At 44.1% G+C, this 18758-nt stretch carries 19 protein-coding genes and 1 tRNA gene; 15 read left to right on the top strand and 5 right to left on the bottom strand.

Annotated features, from left to right (window positions below):
- Positions 1 to 105 precede the first annotated feature (105 nt).
- Positions 106 to 1554 carry a glycogen synthase GlgA gene (gene glgA, locus D7Y06_RS12735; RefSeq protein WP_120408167.1) on the top strand — a complete coding sequence of 483 codons (1449 nt, stop codon included), beginning with the start codon at positions 106 to 108 and terminating at the stop codon, positions 1552 to 1554.
- Here the strand turns inward: glgA and D7Y06_RS12730 are convergent.
- A complete protein-coding gene (locus tag D7Y06_RS12730) occupies positions 1549 to 2436 on the bottom strand; it encodes a DUF5688 family protein (protein WP_120408166.1) in 888 nt (295 codons plus the stop codon). The genes glgA and D7Y06_RS12730 overlap by 6 nt on opposite strands.
- Positions 2437 to 2643: 207 nt before the next feature.
- On the opposite strand from D7Y06_RS12730, the gene D7Y06_RS12725 reads away from it, so the two are divergent.
- A complete protein-coding gene (locus tag D7Y06_RS12725; protein WP_120408165.1) occupies positions 2644 to 3075 on the top strand; it encodes a hypothetical protein in 432 nt (143 codons plus the stop codon).
- Positions 3076 to 3122: 47 nt separating this feature from the next.
- On the opposite strand, the gene D7Y06_RS12720 is transcribed toward D7Y06_RS12725, so the two are convergent.
- Positions 3123 to 3195: transfer RNA gene (locus tag D7Y06_RS12720), tRNA-Thr, on the bottom strand.
- 71 nt (positions 3196 to 3266) lie between these two features.
- On the opposite strand from D7Y06_RS12720, the gene D7Y06_RS12715 reads away from it, so the two are divergent.
- Positions 3267 to 3962 (top strand): 4'-phosphopantetheinyl transferase family protein, encoded by a 696-nt coding sequence (locus tag D7Y06_RS12715; protein ID WP_120408164.1) that lies wholly within the window; start codon positions 3267 to 3269, stop codon positions 3960 to 3962.
- Between the two features lie 109 nt (positions 3963 to 4071).
- Here D7Y06_RS12715 and D7Y06_RS12710 read toward each other — a convergent pair whose 3' ends face one another.
- The gene (locus D7Y06_RS12710; protein ID WP_120408163.1) at positions 4072 to 4875 is read right to left on the bottom strand and encodes an ABC transporter permease; all 804 of its coding nucleotides are present in this window, start codon (positions 4873 to 4875) and stop codon (positions 4072 to 4074) included.
- Positions 4865 to 5629 (bottom strand): ABC transporter ATP-binding protein, encoded by a 765-nt coding sequence (locus D7Y06_RS12705; RefSeq protein WP_120408162.1) that lies wholly within the window; start codon positions 5627 to 5629, stop codon positions 4865 to 4867. The genes D7Y06_RS12710 and D7Y06_RS12705 overlap by 11 nt, the downstream gene beginning before the upstream one ends.
- Positions 5630 to 5806: 177 nt before the next feature.
- Between D7Y06_RS12705 and D7Y06_RS12700 the strand changes: the two genes are divergently transcribed.
- The 8 genes from D7Y06_RS12700 (at position 5807) to D7Y06_RS12665 (ending at position 15188) form a co-directional block, all read left to right on the top strand.
- Complete coding sequence (locus tag D7Y06_RS12700) at positions 5807 to 6451, top strand: epoxyqueuosine reductase QueH (RefSeq protein WP_334294999.1); 645 nt, start codon at positions 5807 to 5809, stop codon at positions 6449 to 6451.
- A gap of 5 nt (positions 6452 to 6456) precedes the next feature.
- The gene (argH, locus tag D7Y06_RS12695) at positions 6457 to 7833 is read left to right on the top strand and encodes an argininosuccinate lyase (RefSeq protein WP_120408160.1); all 1377 of its coding nucleotides are present in this window, start codon (positions 6457 to 6459) and stop codon (positions 7831 to 7833) included.
- A 52-nt stretch (positions 7834 to 7885) separates the two neighbouring features.
- Positions 7886 to 8971, top strand: coding sequence for an aspartate-semialdehyde dehydrogenase (gene asd / locus D7Y06_RS12690; protein WP_120408159.1), 1086 nt, complete (start codon positions 7886 to 7888; stop codon positions 8969 to 8971).
- 178 nt (positions 8972 to 9149) lie between these two features.
- Entirely contained in the window at positions 9150 to 10511 is a 1362-nt protein-coding gene (locus D7Y06_RS12685; RefSeq protein WP_120408158.1) for an ATP-binding protein, read from the top strand.
- Between the two features lie 13 nt (positions 10512 to 10524).
- Entirely contained in the window at positions 10525 to 12597 is a 2073-nt protein-coding gene (locus D7Y06_RS12680; protein WP_120408157.1) for a DNA topoisomerase, read from the top strand.
- A 20-nt stretch (positions 12598 to 12617) separates the two neighbouring features.
- Positions 12618 to 13283 carry a UDP-N-acetylglucosamine pyrophosphorylase gene (locus tag D7Y06_RS12675; protein WP_120408156.1) on the top strand — a complete coding sequence of 222 codons (666 nt, stop codon included), beginning with the start codon at positions 12618 to 12620 and terminating at the stop codon, positions 13281 to 13283.
- 182 nt (positions 13284 to 13465) lie between these two features.
- Positions 13466 to 14158 (top strand): iron-sulfur cluster assembly scaffold protein, encoded by a 693-nt coding sequence (locus D7Y06_RS12670; RefSeq protein ID WP_120408155.1) that lies wholly within the window; start codon positions 13466 to 13468, stop codon positions 14156 to 14158.
- 19 nt (positions 14159 to 14177) lie between these two features.
- Complete coding sequence (locus tag D7Y06_RS12665; protein WP_120408154.1) at positions 14178 to 15188, top strand: GGGtGRT protein; 1011 nt, start codon at positions 14178 to 14180, stop codon at positions 15186 to 15188.
- Positions 15189 to 15294: 106 nt separating this feature from the next.
- Here the strand turns inward: D7Y06_RS12665 and D7Y06_RS12660 are convergent, their stop codons facing one another.
- Entirely contained in the window at positions 15295 to 15642 is a 348-nt protein-coding gene (locus D7Y06_RS12660) for a Uma2 family endonuclease (RefSeq protein WP_243119313.1), read from the bottom strand.
- A 51-nt stretch (positions 15643 to 15693) separates the two neighbouring features.
- On the opposite strand from D7Y06_RS12660, the gene D7Y06_RS12655 reads away from it, so the two are divergent.
- The 4 genes from D7Y06_RS12655 to D7Y06_RS12640 are packed head-to-tail and all read left to right on the top strand — an operon-like array spanning position 15694 to position 18731.
- On the top strand, positions 15694 to 16149 hold the full coding sequence (locus D7Y06_RS12655) for an RNA polymerase sigma factor (RefSeq protein WP_158591365.1): 456 nt from the start codon (positions 15694 to 15696) through the stop codon (positions 16147 to 16149).
- A 4-nt stretch (positions 16150 to 16153) separates the two neighbouring features.
- Positions 16154 to 16867: a hypothetical protein gene (locus tag D7Y06_RS12650; RefSeq protein ID WP_120408152.1), complete on the top strand. Its 714-nt coding sequence runs from the start codon at positions 16154 to 16156 to the stop codon at positions 16865 to 16867.
- A complete protein-coding gene (locus D7Y06_RS12645) occupies positions 16858 to 17559 on the top strand; it encodes an ABC transporter ATP-binding protein (RefSeq protein ID WP_120408151.1) in 702 nt (233 codons plus the stop codon). The genes D7Y06_RS12650 and D7Y06_RS12645 overlap by 10 nt, the downstream gene beginning before the upstream one ends.
- Positions 17556 to 18731 (top strand): ABC transporter permease subunit, encoded by a 1176-nt coding sequence (locus tag D7Y06_RS12640; RefSeq protein ID WP_120408150.1) that lies wholly within the window; start codon positions 17556 to 17558, stop codon positions 18729 to 18731. The genes D7Y06_RS12645 and D7Y06_RS12640 overlap by 4 nt, the downstream gene beginning before the upstream one ends.
- The last annotated feature ends 27 nt before the right edge of the window (positions 18732 to 18758 follow it).

Genomic DNA, 18758 nt, shown 5'->3' with positions numbered 1-18758 from the left:
GCAGATAAAATCAGATTAGATTACAAACACGGCAATTAGTACTTTTTATTCCTGGGAAAATATATTATAATAGACCTATCATAGTAATTATGGGGGTCTATTTTTATGAAGAAAATACTTTTTGCAGCATCGGAGGCAGTACCCTTTATTAAAACGGGAGGTCTTGCAGATGTAGTCGGTTCCCTGCCGGGATATTTTGACAAGGATGCGTATGATGTAAGGGTGATTCTGCCGAAATATGCCTGCATGGAAGAAAAATGGAAAGACAAATTAAAACTGATAGCTAAGTTTTATGTCAAATTGGGCTGGAGACAGCAGTATGTAGGACTTTATGAGACAGAATACAAGGGAATCCACTATTATTTTGTGGATAATGAGTTCTACTTTGCAGGGCCAAGTCCCTATGGTCCCATCCATGAGGATGTGGAAAAGTTTGCATATTTTTCAAAGGCAGTGGTGGAATCTTTGCAAAAGCTGGACTTTGTTCCCGATATTGTGCATTGCCATGACTGGCAGGCGGCGTTAATTCCGGTTTATATGGAAACGCTCTATGGAAATATAGAGTTTTATCAGCATATAAAGACGGTGTTTTCCATCCACAATATCCTGTTCCAGGGACGTTGGAGACTTAACAGCGTCCAGGATGCCACAGGGCTTCCAGAATACCTCTTTACCACAAAGTACCTGGAAGCTTATGGGGAATCCAATTATATGAAAGGCGCCATTGTGTTTGCAGACGCAGTGACTACCGTGAGCAAATCCTATGCCATGGAAATTATGACCCAGGAGGGCGGGGCTGGTTTAGACGGGGTTCTGCGCAAATATTCCTACAAGCTTTTCGGTATTATGAACGGACTGGATTATGATGTATTCCATCCTGGAAAGGATACCTACATTTCTTATCACTACGATAAGGAAAATGCCGTTCAGCAAAAGGCAAAACAGAAGGCTGCTCTTCAGAAGAAACTGGGGCTTCCGGTGGACGAGGATGTTTTTTTGCTGGGTATGATATCCCGCATGTCAGACCAAAAGGGATTTGATTTGGTGGCATGTGTCTTAGAGGAATTGCTGCAGCGGGAAAACCTTCAGATGGTAGTGCTGGGAAGCGGGGAGGAGAGATATCAGAATATGTTCCGCTATTTCTCATACCATAACCCCCAGCGTCTGTCTGCCACAATCGGATACTCGGAAGAACTGGCACACAAAATTTATGCAGCCTGCGATGGATTTTTGATGCCTTCTCTGACCGAGCCCTGCGGTCTCTGTCAGCTTATCAGCCTGCGGTATGGAACGGTGCCCATTGTTCGGGAGACAGGGGGGTTAAGGGACACGGTAACCCCTTACAATAAGTATCTGGACACCGGCACCGGATTCTCTTTCGCAAACTATAATGCCCATGAGATGAAGGATGCAGTGCTTTTGGCAATGGATATGTTCTATCACCAGAAAGAAGAGTGGGAAAAGCTTATGGCACGGGGCATGGAGGCGGATTTCTCATGGAAAAGCTCGGTGGCGGAATACAGGGAGCTCTACCGTATGCTCTCAGAATCATAGCATAGTAATCTCTTGTTTTTCACGGGAATAGTAGTAGGGATGGTAAGAGAGAATTTCGTCTTTTTGGACATGTTTACGGTTAACATCACATATCATAAGGGTTAAATCCTGTGGATTTATGCCTTCTTCTGCGGGCATCAGCAATATTTCATGGATACTGCTGGGGAGAATATAGAAGTCACATTCTTTTTCCACGGCAAATTCCTGAATATATTCCGGATAAAGCATAGCGGATGCCCCGTGGAGGTTGGATGAATTGGACATAGCATACAGGGGAACCGTGTCTTTCAATTCCGGCGGAACCATTCCAGGCATCATTTTATTCAAAATTTCCTCTACCGGATGAATCTGAAAAGGCAAAAGGGCAGGTGTGTTGGTTTTTGCCGATGCAAAAAGCTGTTCTTTTGTAACCTTCCAGTACTCCATATGATTGTTTAAAATCAGAATTGTGGCATTTCCGGCGGAAGTGTTTAAGAGCAGGCAGGAAAATACCACTGCAAGGTCAAGAAAACGGAAATGGGGTGCTTTCTTTAACAGTTCTCGATTGGATTCATAGTGAATCACTTTAAAAATAATGTGGTATTTGGCCAGGTCATACTGGGTAAAAAAAGACAGTTCCAGATTTTGCCTGGGCTTGCGCTTTTCGTAGTCTTCCAGGATATGTTTTACAATTTTCTCCATGGAATCCCCTTTTTCATAATCTTCGTAGTAAGAGGGAAGATGCAGGGTGGGAGAAATATTGACAGAATTTTCCTGAATAATCAGTCCGTCTATTAGAACGTTGTTATTTTTTGTAAGGGGCTGTATGAAAATTTTTGCATGGGATTTAAAATGCTCCTGTAACATACGGGTAACCTGTAGCTTGAAAGTAGTATAGTCCATAGAATGTCTCCTTGTGAGAAGGGGATTACGTCATGAATCAACAGAAAAAAGATATACACATGAAAAATGTGTGAAATAAACATATCATCTTTTTTGCGAAAATGCAACAATAATCTTAAAAATTTTTTAAAAATGCGAAATAGAGTTGACTTACATAGAAAAAGGCATTAAGATTGGGGAGAAATATAAAAAAGAGGAGTGATTATTATGGCAAGACGAGAAAAAAGAAAGAGAAATGGCTGGAAGGCCCTGGCAATCGTGCTGACAGTTGTTTTGGTTTTAGGCGTGGGGATTTTCTTTACTAAGGATTATGTAGTGGCAAAGGCAGAAGAAAAAGTGCAGGACGCTTTAATTGAAAATGTCCTGGAGTCTGTTATTCACTCTGATTCCGATGTGGCTGCAGATGCTGCACAGATGGCTAAAAATATCTATGACAGCATGAGCGAGGAAGATAAAGACACATGCCGGGGGCTTATAGACAGCAATCTCACGAAAGAAAATGTGGCAAACGTGGCTTCCTACGTGAAAAACGGGGATGCATCAGGCCTTAAGAACTACGTGAAGAGCAGTGTCAGCGACAGTGACAAAGAGACCATTAAGTCTTTATATCACAAATACAAAGATCAGATTGCTTACTAATCAGAAAGCTAAGAAAAAAGGAATCTCACATGAGATTCCTTTTTTTAAGCCGATAGTCGGACTCGAACCGACGACCTACGCATTACGAATGCGTTGCTCTACCAACTGAGCCATATCGGCATTGCACTCTTATATATTATATACGCTTTTCCCTGAAATAGCAACTATTAATTTCCAAAAGGAGAAAAAAATTGAAAAATACATCAGCGGACTGTAAAGTATACTATTACATTCATAACCCTGTATCTAAAATAGGGGGTGGCTTTTCCAAAAATCCCGGGGAAAAATTATCCCTTAAGGAGCAGAAAGATATTTCAGGGAAGATATTAGATTATGCTTTCCCGGATTTTTTCGGGGAAGCATTTTTGCGGGATAAGGTGATGCGGGAAGAGCAGGGAAAGCCCATATATGCTTTAGAAGGACGTTTTTTTAACATCAGCCATTGCAATTACGGTATAGCTGCGGCCCTTTCAAAGGTTCCTGTAGGGGTGGATATTGAGGGAAGCCGCAGGGTGAAAGCCCTTACGGTAAAAAAATGTATGGATGATGAGGAAAAGGCTTATATCGGCCCCATTGAGGGGGAATGGTTAAAAGAGGAGCAGATGCGGCGTTTTTTTCATCTGTGGACGTTAAAGGAGAGTTATGTAAAGATGACAGGACAGGGGATTCGGATGCCCTTAAATCAGGTTTGTTTTTCCCTGGGGGATGGCCTGGCTCCTGCCGGGACGGAGGATAAAGGGATATTATATGGGAAAAGCAGAGTTTTAAAACCCTGGGGGCGGGAAAGCCTTTCCTGCATTCTCCCTGTGTCCGGATTTTCCCTGGCGGTTACTCTGGGGTGTGATAAGGATTGGAAGCCGGAAATTCTGCTTGATAAAGTATTTTAGACATCAAAAAAGCAACCGCTCAAATTCTGACCAAGAATAAGGTTGCTTTTTGATGTGTAACTTTTTCAAGTACTTTTTCTCTTGAGTTTCCGTAGTTTTATCCACAGAATTACATATTGTGTTTTTGTCTCCGCTCCAAAACTCCAATCAGGCTGTACAAAAGAACTGCAATACAGCAGAGTATCAGTATAGACAGAATTACCCAGTCAAGTTTGAATACCTGGCTTCCGTAAATAATCAGATAGCCCAGGCCGCATTTGGAGGAGATAAACTCCCCGATTATAACTCCCACCAGGCAGAGACCGATGTTCACCTTCATAAGCCCTATGATATTGCCTAGGTTGGCAGGCAGAATAACTTTCAGCAGCACCTGTCTGGAATTTCCGCCTAATGTCCGGATCAGTTTTATTTTTTCCGGGTCTACTCCCTGAAAACCTATATAAAGATTTAATATTGTTCCAAAGATGGCAACGGATATTCCGGTTAATATAATTGTCTTATAATTTGCACCCAGCCACACGATTAAAAGCGGGGCTAAAGCGGATTTGGGAAGGCTGTTTAAAACTACCAGGTAAGGGTCTAATGTCTCTGTCAGGCTTTTGCTGAACCACAGTAAGATGGTAAAAACAAGAGAGAAAAGCATTACCAGCAGGAAGCTGACAATGGTTTCAAACAGTGTAATTCCAATATGGTAGAATAATTGGTTTTCCAGTATCATATGATAGCAGCATAACACCAGCTTGCTGGGGCTGCTGAAAATGAAGTCGTCTATCCACCCTTTATAGGTTGAAAATTCCCACAAAAATAAAAAAAGAATTAATATACTGATTCTGTACAGATGGATTCTGATTTTCCTTCTTTTGTGGGCTTGTAAGAATGCAATCTGGGCAGCAGACAGGGTATTAGGGTTCATTTAAATTCAGCTCCTTCCAGATTAAATTAAAATAGTCTTTAAATTCGTTTGTATTTCTTCGCTGCAGGGGAGAAAGTTCCGGTGGAAAATGGATAGGTATGATGGCCTTTATGCCGGCAGGCAGCGGAGTCAGCACTAGGACCCGGTCTCCAAGGCTTACCGCCTCAGACAGGTCATGGGTCACTAAAATGGCTGTTTTGCCGCTTTTTCGGATAATGCTCCCAATATCATCCGACACCGTAAGCCTGGTCTGGTAATCCAAAGCGGAAAAGGGCTCATCTAAGAGAAGCAGATCCGGGTGCAGAAGAAGGGTGCGGATAAGGGCCGCCCTTTGACGCATTCCCCCAGAGAGTTGGGAGGGCTTTGCATCTTTAAAATCGTAAAGCCCGTAGGTTTTTAACAGTTCATCCGCTTCCTCTAAAGTTTCTTTATTGATTTTCTTTTGAATTTCCAGTCCCAGCAATATATTTTTCTTTACGGTGCGCCACTCAAAAAGATGGTCGTGCTGCAGCATATATCCAATGCTGCAATTTCCGGTGACATTTTGTCCGTTTAATAAGATTTTCCCGGATTCCGGTTTCAGCAAACCGCACAAAAGGGATAAAAGGGTGGATTTGCCGCAGCCGGAAGGGCCTACAATAGACAGAAATTCTCCAGGTTTTACCTGAAAATCAATATCACACAAAGCGGGAGTTTCTCCCTGCAGGGTATGATAGGTATAAAACATATGCTGACATGAGATTAAATATTCCATAAATTTTCCCGCCTCCTATAAATGTAACGCCCCCTCACTTTGTTCGGCGGCAAGTCGTCGGAAGGCATCCAAAAAAATGCTTCGCATTTGCCTTCCTCCTATAATTGTAGTTTATGTCGGTTGCTATTTTTTGACACTTGGGGTAAAATAAATTATATAGGTTTAGATTTGACAAGGATGATTGGGATGAACAGGAGAAATTACCAGAGGGAGCTGGAACAGAAAATCCAGGAAATAGAGAAAAATCACAGGGTGCCGAAGCTTTTGCTCCACAGCTGCTGTGCACCCTGTAGTTCCTATGTGATAGAATATCTGTCACAGTATTTTTCCATTACCGTATTTTATTACAATCCCAATATCTATCCCGATTCGGAGTATGAAAAGAGGGTGGAGGAACAAAAACGTTTTATCCAGGAGTTTGAGGCAAGGTATCCGGTGGATTTTATCCCCGGGGATTTTGAGAAGGAATGTTTCTATGAAGCGGTGCGGGGACTGGAAGGGACAAAGGAAGGCGGGGAGCGGTGCAGCAGGTGTTTTCGCCTGAGGCTTAGGAAAACCGCTTTCATGGCAAAAAAAATCCATGCCGATTATTTTACCACCACATTATCCATAAGCCCCCTGAAAAATGCAGACAAGCTCAATGAAATCGGGGAGGAGCTTTCCAGGGAGATCGGGGTTTCTTATCTTAGCTCCGATTTTAAGAAGAGGAACGGCTACAAGCGTTCCGTGGAATTATCGGCGGAGTTTGGCATGTACCGCCAGGATTACTGCGGGTGTATATTTTCAAAGCAGGAGAGAGAAGCACAAAAAGAAGGGAGATAAAGCATATGGCACAGTTGTGGGGAGGACGTTTCACCAAGGAGACAGACAAGCTGGTTTATAACTTTAACGCCTCCATTTCATTTGACCGGAAATTTTTTAAACAGGATATTGAGGGCAGCAAAGCCCATGTGACTATGCTGGGAAAACAGGGAATTTTAACGGATGAGGAGGCGGGAAAGATTTGCGCCGCCTTAGGGGAAATAGAGGATGACGTGGAGTCCGGCAGGTTTTTAATCAGCGAATCCTACGAGGATATCCACAGTTTTGTGGAGGCGGAACTTACGGAGCGCCTGGGGGATTTAGGGAAGAAACTCCATACGGGAAGGAGCAGAAATGACCAGGTGGCTGTGGATATGCGCCTTTATATCCGGGAAGAGGTAAAGGAGACAGACGAACTTTTAAAAAAATTGTTAACATCCATTCTTTTTATAATGGAGAAGAATACCGATACCATTATGCCGGGATTTACCCATCTGCAGAAAGCCCAGCCCATCACTTTGGCTCATCACATGGGAGCTTATTTTGAAATGTTTAAGCGGGACAGGCAGAGGCTTTTTGATATCCACGAGAGGATGAATTACTGCCCCCTTGGTTCCGGGGCTCTGGCAGGAACCACCTATCCCCTGGACAGGGAATACACGGCGGAGCTTTTAAAATTTTACGGTCCCACCCTAAACAGCATGGACGGGGTATCTGACAGGGATTATCTTATTGAGTACCTGGCGGCGGCTGCTACGATTATGATGCACTTAAGCCGTTTTTGTGAGGAGATTATTATCTGGAACAGCAATGAGTACCAGTTTGTGGAGATTGACGATTCCTACAGCACCGGGAGCAGCATTATGCCCCAGAAGAAAAATCCCGATATCGCTGAGTTAATCCGGGGGAAAACCGGACGGGTGTACGGTGCCCTTTTGTCTATTTTAACTACCATGAAAGGGATTCCCTTAGCCTACAACAAAGACATGCAGGAGGACAAAGAGCTGACCTTTGATGCCATTGACACGGTGAAAGGCTGCCTTGCCCTGTTTGAGGGAATGATTTCCACTATGAAGTTTAAAAAAGAAACCATGAGGAAAAGCGCCATGGGCGGGTTTACCAATGCCACGGACGCAGCGGATTATCTGGTAAACCACGGCATACCTTTCCGGGATGCCCATGGGATTATCGGCAGGATTGTCCTGTACTGCATAGACAAGGGGATTGCCATAGACGATATGAGTTTGGAGGAGTTAAAGGAATTTTCCCCTGTATTTGAAGAGGACATTTTTGATGCCATTTCCATGGAGACATGCGTGGATAAGCGGCTTACCATGGGGGCGCCCGGCCGGGCTGCCATGGATAAAGTAATTGAGATCGAGAGGGCATATCTTAAGGAGTAATAGGCCATCGCCTATTGATAATAAATTTAAAGAAACTGAGGAGAGTAAAATTATGAGTGAGAAATTAAAAGTAGGTATTTTAGGCGGAACGGGTATGGTGGGGCAGAGATTTATCTCTATCCTTGAGAACCATCCCTGGTTTGAAGTGACTACCATTGCGGCAAGTCCCAGAAGCGCCGGAAAAACATATGCCCAGGCAGTGGGGGACAGGTGGAAATTAGACACTCCCATGCCAAAAGGGGTAAAGGATATTGTGGTAAAAAATGTAAATGAGGTGGAGCAGGTGGCCTCAGAGGTGGATTTTGTCTTTTCCGCCGTGGATATGTCGAAAGATGAGATTAAAAGAATTGAGGAAGATTACGCTAAGACAGAGACGCCTGTAGTCTCAAATAACAGTGCACACAGATGGACAAAGGATGTGCCTATGGTGGTTCCGGAGATTAACCCGGAGCACATGAAGGTGATCGAATTCCAGAGAAAACGTCTGGGGACAAAACGGGGATTTGTTGCGGTGAAGCCAAACTGCTCCATCCAAAGTTACGCTCCCGTCTTAACTGCTTGGAAAGAATTTGAGCCCTATGAGGTGGTTGCAACCACTTACCAGGCAATTTCCGGGGCAGGGAAGAACTGGAATGACTGGCCGGAAATGCTGGGGAATATTATCCCCTATATCGGAGGTGAGGAGGAGAAAAGTGAAAAAGAGCCTCTGCGCATTTGGGGTGAAATTAAAAACGGGGTAATTGAGCCTGCAAAGAGCCCGGTGATTACCTGCCAGTGTATCCGTGTCCCCGTGTTAAACGGACACACGGCGGCAGTATTTGTAAAGTTTAAGAAGAAACCCACCAAAGAGCAGTTGATTTCCGCTTTGGAGAGTTTTAAGGGACTCCCCCAGGAATTAAATCTCCCCAGCGCTCCCAAGCAGTTTATCCAGTACTTAACCGAGGACAACAGGCCCCAGGTTACCGTGGATGTGGATTTTGAGCACGGCATGGGAATCAGCGTGGGACGCTTAAGGGAAGACACGGTGTACGACTGGAAGTTTGTAGGGTTAAGCCATAATACCCTCCGGGGGGCAGCAGGGGGAGCAGTCCTTTGTGCAGAGCTTTTAAAAGCCCAGGGATACATTGAAAAAAAATAAATCTTTAGTGAAAAATACAAAAAGGCATGTCATTTTTCGGTGATATGCCTTTTTTCTTATAAAATTTTACGAAATTGTTGAATAAAAATTAAGGTGTGTTATAATTAAAATTACATTTTCTAAGGATAATTCAGCGGTCTGATTTTTCGATGGGCCAGTGGAAACACAGGAGGAGCGTATGACATTAAGAACCACGGATTACAAGAAATTAGAGGAAGAGTACAAAAAGCCCGGAAGCCAGATTGTTGTATTTTACGGCAGGGAAGGCTGTGACCAGCACTTGTATGTAAGGCAGTTTTTGCGGGATAAAAGGTTCTTCTATTATCAGGCATCCAAGGTATCTTCGGATTGGCAGAAAAAAATGTTTGTGGAAGGGATTTCCGCCCAATTCCCAAGCGTCCTAAAGGAGCAGGACTATGAGGGGTGTTTCAGCCAGATGGCCCGGAGTACGGGCAGGAAGTTTATTTTTGTGGTGGATGAATTCCAGCTTATCTTAAAAAATGATGAAACATTTTTTGAAAGCCTGGTAAAATTAAAAGAAAAGCAGTTTAGTTCTGCGGATGTCATGATTCTTTTGTGCAGTTCTGCCATGGTGTGGATTGAGGAAAAGCTGAAGGACAATTTAAAACAGCTCTACGGACAAATTGACTGTGTACATAAACTTTTGGACTGGAACTTTTTAGACGTGGTGCGGGCTTTCCCGGATTACTCTGTGAGCCAGAGTGTGGAGCTATATGGTATTTTAGGGGGGATTCCCGGATATTTAAGACACTGGGATGCAGAAAAATCAACAAAAGAGAACATCTGCCGCCAGATTCTCTCACCGGAGGGGGCTCTCTACGGGGAGGCGGAGCGGTATATCAGCACGGAGATAAGGGAGCTTTCCGTTTACAATACCATACTTGTGGCTATTGCAGGGGGAAATCGGAAGTTAAATGATCTTTATAACAGCACGGGGTTTTCCAGGGCTAAGATTAGCGTTTACTTAAAGAACCTTATGGAGCTGGAGGTTATCGAGAAAGTGGTCTCCTTTGAGACAGGGGGGTGGGATAACGCCCAGAAAGGGATTTACCAGATAAAAGACACTTTTATTAATTTTTGGTTTAAGTTTGTTTTCCCCTACCGCTCAGAGCTTGTGGCCTTAAGTCCTTCCGCTTTTTATAACAAGCATATTGCAAAGGGGCTGGAAGAATATTTAAACCGGTATTTTATCCAAGTTTGTGTAGAGTACATGGGGCTTTTAAACCAGGTTGGCAAATTGCCCATAAAGATAAAGAAAATCGGGACATGGATTGGGAAACAGGGAAATATTGATATTATTGCCCAAAATGAGATTCGGGAGAATATTGTGGGGCTTTGCAACTGGTCGGAGGAGAAGATGACTTTTGAGCGGTATCAGAATCTGGAAGAGATGATGGCCCAGGCAAGAATCAAGGCAAAACAGTACTTTTTGTTTTCCGCCAAGGAATTTGATGAGGCATTAGTCAAAAAATCCAAAGAGGACAGCCGGTTTGTGCTCATTGATATGACGGAATTATAGGAAAGGATAAGGTATGCCCAAATCATTATATATAGCGGAAAAGCCCAGTGTAGCCCAGGAATTTGCCAAGGCCCTTAAGATGGAAATGCGAAGTTTTAACGGATACCGGGAGGGGGAGGGGGCAGTAGTGACCTGGTGTGTGGGGCATTTGGTGACTATGAGCTATCCGGAAGCCTATGATATGAAGTATAAAAAGTGGAGCCTTTCCACCCTGCCTTTTATCCCGGAAGAATTTAAGTATGAGGTGATTGGCAGCGCTGCTAATCAGTATAAAATTGTGAAATCCCTTCTTCACAGGGAGGATATTGACACCATCTATGTGTGCACCGACTCCGGGAGGGAAGGAGAGTACATCTACCGTTTGGTGGAGCAGATGGCAGGGGTAAAAGGAAAAAACAGAAAGCGTGTGTGGATTGATTCCCAGACAGAGGAGGAGATTTTGCGGGGCATAAAAGAAGCAAAAGATTTGTCCGCCTATGACAATCTTGCCGCAAGCGCCTACCTCCGGGCAAAAGAGGACTATCTCATGGGAATCAATTTCTCACGGCTTTTGTCTTTAAAGTACGGCAATGCCATTGCAAATTACCTGCATAAAGATTATGTGGTGATTTCCGTGGGCAGGGTGATGACATGTGTGCTTGGAATGATTGTCCGCAGGGAAAGAGAAATCAGGGAGTTTGTAAAAACTCCCTTTTACCGCGTGCTTGCAAAAATCAATTTAAAGGGAAAGACCATAGAGGCGGAATGGCGGGTAAATCCCCGTTCCAGGTATGCTGATTCACCCAAACTTTACAAGGAAAACGGATTTTTACAAAAAGAGGAAGCACAAAGACTTGTGGAATCCCTGGAAACCCTGCCCCTGGCTGTGGATAAGGTGGAGAAAAAGAAGGAGACGAAAAATCCCCCTCTTTTATATAATCTGGCGGAGCTTCAGAACGACTGCTCCAGGCTTTTTAAAATCAGCCCGGATGAAACCCTTGCTACGGTTCAGGAGCTGTATGAGAAAAAACTGGTGACTTACCCAAGGACTGATGCCAGGGTAATGTCCACGGCAGTGGCAAAGGAAATTCACAAAAATATCGGGGGGTTAAAAAATATCCCCGGTATCGCCATGTTTGCGGAGGAGATTTTGCAGAAGGGCTCTTACAAAAATATAGCAAAAACCCGTTATGTCAACGATAAACAGATTACGGACCACTATGCCATTATCCCTACTGGCCAGGGATTTGGGGCAATGAAATCCCTAAATCAGAGGGCGGTAAATGTCTACGAAGTCATCGTAAGAAGATTTTTGTCCGTCTTTTACCCTCCGGCAGTTTACCAGAAGGTTTCCCTTGCTGTTTCCGTTACAGGTTCTTTCCAGGAGGGAGGGGCTGGTTTGGAAGGAAAAGAACAGCCCCTGGAACAGTTTTTTGCAAGTTTTAAGGTGCTCTCTGAGGAAGGGTACTTAAAAATTATGCATTACTCTTTCCAGAAAAAAAAGCAGGGGGAAAAATCTTCCGGGGATAGGGAAGGGGAGGAAAAAGATTCTCTCTGTGACAGGAAGTTATTAGAGCATATCAGTGCCTTAAAAAAGAAAGATATCCTGGAGCGGGAAGAGTATGAGATTAAGGAGGGGGAAACCTCCCCGCCGAAACGCTACAATTCCGGCTCTATGATCCTTGCCATGGAAAATGCGGGACAGCTTATTGAGGATGAGGAGCTTCGGGCCCAGATTAAGGGCAGCGGCATCGGCACCAGCGCCACCCGGGCGGAGATTTTAAAAAAGCTGGTGAATAACAAGTATCTGGCCCTAAACAAAAAGACACAGATTATAACCCCCACCCTTATGGGGGAGATGATATTTGATGTGGTAAATGCGTCCATTAAATCTTTATTAAATCCAGAATTAACGGCAAGCTGGGAAAAGGGCCTCACCTATGTGTCTGAGGGCAGCATTACTACGGAGGAATATATGAAAAAGCTTACGGATTTTGTCAAGAGCCGTACCAGGGGTGTGCTGGGACTGAACAACCAGTATCAGCTTCAGGGGAGCTTTGACAGGGCGGCACAGTTTTATAAGACAAAGAAAACAGTTAAAAAATGATATAATAAAAGGAGAATGATATGGAACAGTGCAAAGTCAGCAGTTTGTATGATTTAAATGAGACTATGGCAAAGGAGCTTCTTGCCTCCGTCACCTATCCCTGGGAGGCATTAAAATTTATCAGCGATTTTATCCGGAAAATTGGCCCTGCATTAGACTCTGGCGTCTATGAAAAGCGGGGGGAAGATATCTGGGTGGCGAAAAGTGCAAAAGTGGCTCCCACCGCATGTTTAAATGGCCCTTTAATTATTGATGAGGATGCGGAAATCCGCCACTGCGCCTTTATCCGGGGCAGCGCTATTGTAGGGAAGGGTTCCGTGGTGGGCAATTCCACGGAGTTAAAAAATGTGATAATTTTTAATTCCGTACAGGTTCCACACTATAATTATGTGGGAGATTCTATATTGGGATTTAAGTCTCATATGGGTGCAGGCTCAATCACCTCAAACGTAAAGTCGGATAAGACGTTAGTGAGTGTGAAAGATGGGAAAGAAGAAATAAAAACAGGTTTAAAGAAATTTGGAGCTATGCTGGGGGACTATGTGGAAGTGGGGTGCAATTCGGTTTTAAATCCCGGCACGGTCATCGGCAGAAACACTAATGTGTATCCCCTGTCCATGGTGCGGGGGGTGGTTCCGGCAGATTCCATCTACAAAAAGAAGGGGGAAATTGCTCTGAAACATTAAGTTTAGGATGAAGTTAGGGAAAGGATAGATGAAATCAGCGCTTCCTCAGAAAGTCTTGGAAAGATTGTACAAAAAGTACTTTACGAAAGTGTGAAAATATGCGAAAATATAGACAGCGTGCAGAGGATACAGCGTGATCTGCACCTGCAAAAAGGATTATTTAGTCGAAAGGAGTCTTATTAATGATTTACACGAAGGAAGTTGAAAACATGTGCCCGGTAGCAAAAGGCGCAAAACATGATCCAGCTCCAATTCCTGAAGAAGGAAAATGGATCCACTCTAAAAAAATTGAAGACATTTCTGGTTTTACACATGGAGTAGGCTGGTGTGCTCCACAGCAGGGTGCCTGCAAATTATCTTTAAATGTAAAGAACGGTGTGATTGAAGAGGCGCTGGTAGAGACCATCGGATGTTCCGGAATGACTCATTCCGCAGCTATGGCAGCAGAGATTTTACAGGGCAAGACAATCCTTGAAGCATTAAATACTGACCTGGTTTGTGACGCAATTAACACAGCTATGAGGGAATTATTCTTACAGATCGTTTACGGACGTACCCAGAGTGCATTCTCCGATGACGGACTGGCTGTAGGCGCAGGTCTTGAGGATTTGGGAAAAGGACTTCGTTCCCAGGTTGGTACAATGTATGCAACCAAAGAAAAAGGTGTGCGTTATCTGGAGATGGCGGAAGGCTATGTAACAGGAATCGCATTGGACGCTGATAACGAAGTTATTGGATATCAGTTCGTTTCTCTTGGGAAGATGACAGATTTTATCAAAAAAGGCGATGACCCCAACACTGCTTGGGAGAAGGCAAAAGGACAGTACGGCCGTGTAGCGGATGCCGCTAAAATCATCGATCCTAGAGTAGAGTAAGAAAGGAGATACGAATACAATGGCTTTATTTGAATCATATGAAAGAAGAATTGACCAGATTAATGCTGTGCTGAACAGCTATGGTATCAGCTCTGTAGAAGAAGCTGAAAAAATTACAAAAGATGCTGGACTTGACGTATACGAGCAGGTAAAGAAAATCCAGCCTATCTGTTTTGAGAACGCTTGCTGGGCATATACGGTAGGTGCAGCCATCGCAATTAAAAAAGGCGCTGTAAAAGCTGCTGACGCTGCTGCAGCCATCGGCGAGGGCCTTCAGGCATTCTGTATTCCCGGCTCTGTTGCAGACCACAGAAAAGTAGGTCTTGGACATGGCAATCTTGGAAAAATGTTGTTGGAGGAAGAGACAGAGTGTTTCTGTTTCCTGGCAGGACATGAGTCCTTTGCAGCCGCTGAGGGCGCAATCGGTATTGCCGAGAAAGCAAACAAAGTACGCCAGAAACCCCTTCGTGTTATCTTAAACGGACTTGGAAAAGACGCTGCACAGATTATTTCCCGTATCAACGGATTTACATTTGTGGAGACAAAATATGACTACAAAGAGGCAAAGGTCAACGTAGTATATGAGAAAGCATACTCTGACGGACTCCGCGCAACTGTAAAATGTTACGGTGCAGACGATGTTCAGGAAGGCGTTGCAATTATGCATATGGAGAATGTTGGCGTATCTATCACAGGTAATTCCACCAACCCCACACGTTTCCAGCATCCCGTTGCAGGTACATACAAGAAAGAGTGTATCGAGCAGGGCAAGAAATACTTCTCCGTGGCATCCGGCGGCGGTACAGGACGTACCCTTCACCCGGATAACATGGCTGCAGGCCCGGCATCCTACGGTATGACAGATACTATGGGACGTATGCACTCTGACGCACAGTTTGCAGGATCCTCTTCCGTACCGGCCCATGTAGAGATGATGGGATTAATCGGAATGGGAAATAATCCTATGGTTGGCGCTACTGTGGCTGTGGCAGTTTCCATTGAGGAAGCCCACAAGGCAGGAAAGTGCTAAGAGAATACGAAATATTAGCAGAGAAAGCATATGTGTCCATTGGGCACAAAGCGGCCCCCAAGGAGGTGTAACTCTTTGGGGGTCGTTTTATAAATAAATATTTTTTCTACAGTTCGAGATTTGAAAAATCAATGTACAGGTCATGATAAAGATTAACTTTGACTTTATCCTTAAAAGAAAAAGTATCCATCTCAAACCGGGATTCAGCCAGTTGGTACACGATGACCCGTTTGCACATCGGGTCAACAATCCAGTATTTTCTGACACCCGCATTTTTGTATAGGTTCAGTTTTTTGATGTAATCATTTTCCGGGTTGCAGGGAGAGACAATCTTAATAATCCAATCCGGGGCTCCGTCACATCCCTGGTCTGTAAGTTTGGTGCGGTTACAAATATTAGACCATTGCGCCAATCTCAAATAAAGATGTAATTTATAAATTTGAAAAATCCGCACAAATCTCTTATGATATCCGTTATACATTGTGAAAGGAGGTTTTCTTTGTCCATGGACTATGAAGAACAATATGACAGAATATACCGGTACTGTTATTATAAGCTTAAGCAAAGAGAAATGGCAGAGGATATCACCCAGGAAACCTTCCTCCGCTTTTTCGGGAAAAAAGAGTACCAGGAGGGGGAGCATCCCATGAAGGTAATGTATACCATAGCAAAAAACCTCTGTACCGATGAATTCCGGAAAAAGAAATATATGTTTCTTGAGGATGTGAAGGAGGAGGAAGTGTTACAGAACAAGGGGCCGGAGGATGATATCGTAAATGCAGGGGCCCTTAGGCTTGCAATGGAAAAATTAGACGATGTTTCCCGGGAAGTTTTGTTTTTCCGCTTTGTGAACCAGGAATCCTTTGCCGTCATTGGGGAGATGTATCACCTTTCCAGGTATGCGGTTTACCGGAAATATCAAAAAGCTCTTAAAATATTGAGAAGGGAGTTGGAAAAATAGGTATATGAGATGGAAGAAAAAACAGATAAAACAGGAGTTTATCAAATTATATGAAGCCCCTGAGCCTCTTGGAAAACAGGAATTTTTAAAACAGTTTGACACCTGTTATCTCTCTATGGGGCAGTTTATGTGGCAGCAGCTTTTGTATATAAAAAAATGGATGTGGCTTTTTTCCGCCGGAATCTTTTTTCTGGGGACAATGCTTGGCAGAAACTTAGACAGGGAGACGGTTTGGGTGATCTCTGCCCTGATCCCTTTTCTAGCCCTGACGTTTTTGACGGAGAGCGGCAGGTCAAAAATATACGGTATGGAGGAACTGGAATACGCCACGAGATTTTCCTTAAAAAGCCTGATGCTGGCCAGGCTGGGCGTCCTGGGGCTCTTCCACGGCGTGATTTTACTATTGCTTTTTTTGTGCATACCCCAAGGATTTTTCCCTGGACCAAAGGATTTGATGTATGTTTTAGTGCCCTATTTTTTAACGGTTTCCCTGGGGCTTTCCCTGCTTCGGAGATTCCGGGGAAGGGAAGTTTTGTACATCTCTTTGGGGGTGCCTGCTTTTGTCAGTCTTCTTGTGGCTGTGGCAAACCAGATGTATCCCCTGTACAGCAGATCTATGGTGAAGTTTTGGGGGCTTGCAGGTCTTTTCGTTATGATTTTTACGGTAAAGGAGACAATTTTATTTTTCAGGCAGACGGAGGAGTTCGTATGGAATTAAAGATAGACAGAGTGACAAAACAATACGGCAGTAAGATTGCGGTGGACCGGATTTCTTTAACCCTTGGGCGGGGCGTCCACGGGCTTTTGGGGGAAAACGGGGCGGGAAAGACAACGTTTATGCGGATGATTTGCGGGATTTTGGCCCCCACAGGGGGAAGTATTTCCTTTGACGGCATGGAAGCTGCCACGGAAGGGTATCGGAGTGTTTTAGGGTATCTGCCCCAGGACTTTGGATATTACCCTGACTTTACGGGAAAAGATTTTCTCCTGTATATGGCGGCATTAAAAGGCCTTCCTAAACGCCGGGCAGGAGAAAAGGCAAAGGAGCTTATTGAGATGACGGCGTTAAAAGAAGCGGCGGGGAATAAGATAAAAACCTATTCCGGGGGGATGCGCCAGAGACTTGGAATTGCCCAGGCCCTTTTAAATGACCCGGATATCCTGGTTTTAGACGAGCCCACCGCCGGGTTAGATCCAAAAGAGCGTGTGCGTTTTCGAGAGGTGATACAGGAGTATGGGAAAAAACACATCGTGCTTTTGTCCACCCATATCGTATCTGATATTGAACATGTTGCAGGGAATATTCTTATGATGAAAAGGGGGCAGCTTATTTACAGAGGCCCCTGGGGCGAGGAAAAAGGGGATTTGGAGCAATTTTATTTAAAGCAGTTTGAGGGGGGAGAGGAATGAATCATTTTGGCATACTGGTAAAATATGAATGGAAAAAACTTTTACAGAAAAAACTGGTAAGAATTGCAATCCTTGTGGTAATCCTTTTGCAGGTTTTTATGAATCTTTCTTTTCTAATGCAGTACTATACAAGCTATAGAAGCGATGAGGATGGAAACGTGATTCAGACCGGCGGCCGGTCAGGGTATGAAAAATTAATGGATGACAAAGAGGATGCCAAGGCTTTGGAGGGCAGAAAAGTAGACGATGCTATGTTGGAGGAGATGCGGCAATTTTACGCAGAGTATTCTCCCCGGGATAAATATGCTGAAATTCATTCTATGGTAAGGGCTATGTCTGGGGAGGAGAGCAGGGAATTCACAGGGGAGGAGTTGTATGGGGTTTGGAAAGACAATATAAAAACTTCTTTCAAAAGCCAGCTCCTTTCAGAAAAAGAGATAGCATACTGGGAAAAAAAGATGGAAAACATAGAGACGCCATTTACCTATCACTATGCCATGGCCTGGGAAACGATCTTAAATAACCAATGCGTGGGGACAGGGATGCTCCTTGTAATGCTTTTGGCGGTATGTTTGTCGGGAATTTTTGCGGAGGAGAGCAGATTAAAGACAAGTAACCTGATTTTATGTGCAAAAAACGGGAAAAATCCTGTCTATCTGGCAAAAGCTGTTGTAGGGATGCTGTTCGGCTTTTTGGGGGCGTTCGTTTTGTATGTGATTTCTTTCGCCTTTCAATTTTACTTCTTGGGGACGGAGGGGTTTCATGCCATTTTGCAGCAGGACATTGTGTACAGCCCTTATCCCATTACTATTGGGCAGGCAGTCCTTATTATGTTTGGGATTACTGTTTTCATCGGGGTATTGGAGAGCATGTTTGCTATGGTTTTATCCCTGGGGTTAAATAACAATCTTGCCGCTATGTCAGTGGTGGTGGGGCTTATGATGCTCACCTCTTTTATATACATCCCTAAGCGATTCCGTATCCTCTCCTGGCTGTGGCATTTTATCCCCACAGGCATTCTTGGAACCGGGGAGTTTTATGACGGCAGGCTGTTTCAGTTTTTGGGGATTTCTATTACCAACCTGGGGTTTGCTCCGATATTGTATTTTGTTTTAAGCCTGGTTTTATTTTGGGTGGGAAGAAGAAAATATGTGAAAGTTCAGAAAAGCTGATTTGATTTTTAAAGGGGGCAGCCAAGG

It is taken from the genome of Roseburia sp. 1XD42-69 (genome assembly GCF_003612565.1).
Classification (GTDB): Bacteria; Bacillota; Clostridia; order Lachnospirales; family Lachnospiraceae; genus Roseburia_B.
Note: the sequence above shows the minus strand (reverse complement) of the source record. Positions and strands in the feature narration are given on the sequence as shown.